Source organism: Prevotella falsenii DSM 22864 = JCM 15124, assembly GCF_000613945.1.
GTDB lineage: Bacteria > Bacteroidota > Bacteroidia > Bacteroidales > Bacteroidaceae > Prevotella > Prevotella falsenii.
In genome coordinates, this window is the sequence record NZ_BAJY01000074.1 from 1 (window position 1) to 2,095 (window position 2,095).

Sequence of the window (2,095 nt, forward strand, 5' to 3'; positions counted from 1 at the left end):
CACTATTTTCTTTACAAAAAAGGAGATAATAAAGGACGGTCTGTTTATAAAAGGAGTAATAAGAAACCTCTGTAAAATCCGTTCTCGCCAAAACACTATTACTGGCAACTGACAACATTATATTTGTCATTTTGCCGTTTTGGTTGGATTTTACAGAGGTCTCATAACAGATTAGAATTTAATGTCTGTGGCATTGCAACGCTATTGCTTCAAGAGAAACAATGCGTTGGAAATTCCACAGATAAATCTTACTCAATCACCTTCATCTCGGTACGGCGGTTGAGCTGGTGCTCTTCTTCACTGCAAGGCACACCGTTGGCACATCTGTTGAGCAGACGTGTTTCGCCATAACCAACTGATACGATGCGTGATGAGTCAATGCCGTGTTCTACAAGATATGCCTTCACAGAGTTTGCACGCTGCTGCGACAGACGCAAGTTGTATGCATCGGAACCGCGTGAGTCGGTATGTGACGACATCTCCACGCGAATATTAGGATTGTCAAGCAGGTATGCAACGAGACGGTTAAGCTCTGGACGTGCATCAGGACGTATCGTAGCCTTGTCGAAGTCGTAGTGTATGTTGTTGAGACGTATCGGCTCATTCAACTTAGGCTTCGTCAGACAGTGATCGACAGTTACGAGTGGCGTCTTTACAGGGTCGTATTGTCCCTTTTCAATAATGAATTCCTCTGCTGGCAGACATTCCTTCATAGTAATGTAGATGCTATAGCGTGTGTCTGCTCTAAGTGATACAGAATACTCGCCACGGCTGTTTGTAGTGAGTTCATACAGTTTCTTGCCCTTGCCAGATTTCACCGTTACCGTAGCCCCTACTGCGGGTTCTGTCGTTCCACAGATAGTAACACGTCCCTTTAGGGTAAAATCTACAGGCTTTGGTGCTGGTGCGGGAACCTGTGGTTTGGGAGCAGCCTTCTTGGCATTAAAACGGAATATAACTCCACAGAACACTCCAAAGGAAGACATATCGGTCTTGCCAAACTTCTTGCCGTAATTATCGCCTTGTGCCATACGAGGAGCTCTTACGATTTGTTCATCATACACATAATCGCCATAAGGAACATTGAAGCAATGCATATAATATCCGCCAAGGTTCAGTCCCACATGTTCGTTGAAGAAATATGAGAAACGCAGCTGCGCTTTCATTGCCAACCGAGTCTTTGAGTCTATGTTTTCGGCTTTATAGAGAACCTTGTCCCCTGCCCCGGGAACAGCTTTCGCTATCAACGAAGACTCGCCGCCACTGATACTCACCATACCGGCACGAAGGTTTAACTCTGCATGAATGGTGGAAGAATTGTGGCAGGAAGACGGAACGAAGGACCTACACCCAAGAAGATACGTTCCACATTCTTGTACTTTGTCTCAATTTCTTTAAATCTCTTACGTAGGTTGCCTGATTCAATTTCGGGCTTGTTCATAATATAATCACCGTCGAAGCCAAGACCGAACCACTCCCAATAATGGTCGATACCAAGACCGAAGTTAGGTCCGCCATTAAAATCAAGAAAACGATATGAATCATTATGAGAAAGACCGAAGTCGTATCCTCCGCGCAGTGAGAGCTGCCAATGTTGGTTAAGATAGTCTGACCCAGTGCTTAGGCTCACCTGTGCAAACGATGCAGTCATTCCCAATAGGAATAATACTGCTGATAATAATAGTTTTTTCATACTTGTAATAATTTTGTTAAATAGTGAATAAAATTTTAATACTAATATCAATAGTGTTTAAGCGTCTATTTTCATCTGGCTGGATATATTTTGCGAGATTCATACCCTTGTACTTTTCACAGCCTCAAAATAACTGTATCAATCTTTCAAGCTGCTGAAGAAAGGAAATCATCAGATAAATCCAATAATATCGTTGCTGCCATTGTGAATAACAACAATAACATATACAACTTTCTTGATACCTTTGAATATTCCATAGTCATTCAGTTTTTAGTTTTGATTATATTGTCAATCACATAGCTCGTCAAATAATTTAATTGGTTTAGTATATACCTAATTCCTGCACACAGTGCAGCTATTTTGCAAATATAGCAATGCTTCTATGTTCAAGTGCAATATTAC

The 2,095-nt window shown here is 41.7% G+C and carries 2 protein-coding genes; both read right to left on the reverse strand.

Annotated features, from left to right (window positions below; genetic code table 11):
• Positions 1 to 248: 248 nt before the first annotated feature.
• Entirely contained in the window at positions 249 to 1,277 is a 1,029-nt protein-coding gene (locus JCM15124_RS16245) for an OmpA family protein (RefSeq protein WP_024999661.1), read from the reverse strand.
• 14 nt (positions 1,278 to 1,291) lie between these two features.
• Complete coding sequence (locus JCM15124_RS12450) at positions 1,292 to 1,693, reverse strand: hypothetical protein (protein WP_156930726.1); 402 nt, start codon at positions 1,691 to 1,693, stop codon at positions 1,292 to 1,294.
• Positions 1,694 to 2,095 lie beyond the last annotated feature (402 nt).

Coding starts and splice junctions, on each gene's coding strand:
- JCM15124_RS12450 (WP_156930726.1), bottom strand. CDS start 1,693: ATGAAAAAACTATTATTATCAGCAGTATTATTCCTATTGGGAATGACT.
- JCM15124_RS16245 (WP_024999661.1), bottom strand. CDS start 1,277: ATGGTGAGTATCAGTGGCGGCGAGTCTTCGTTGATAGCGAAAGCTGTT.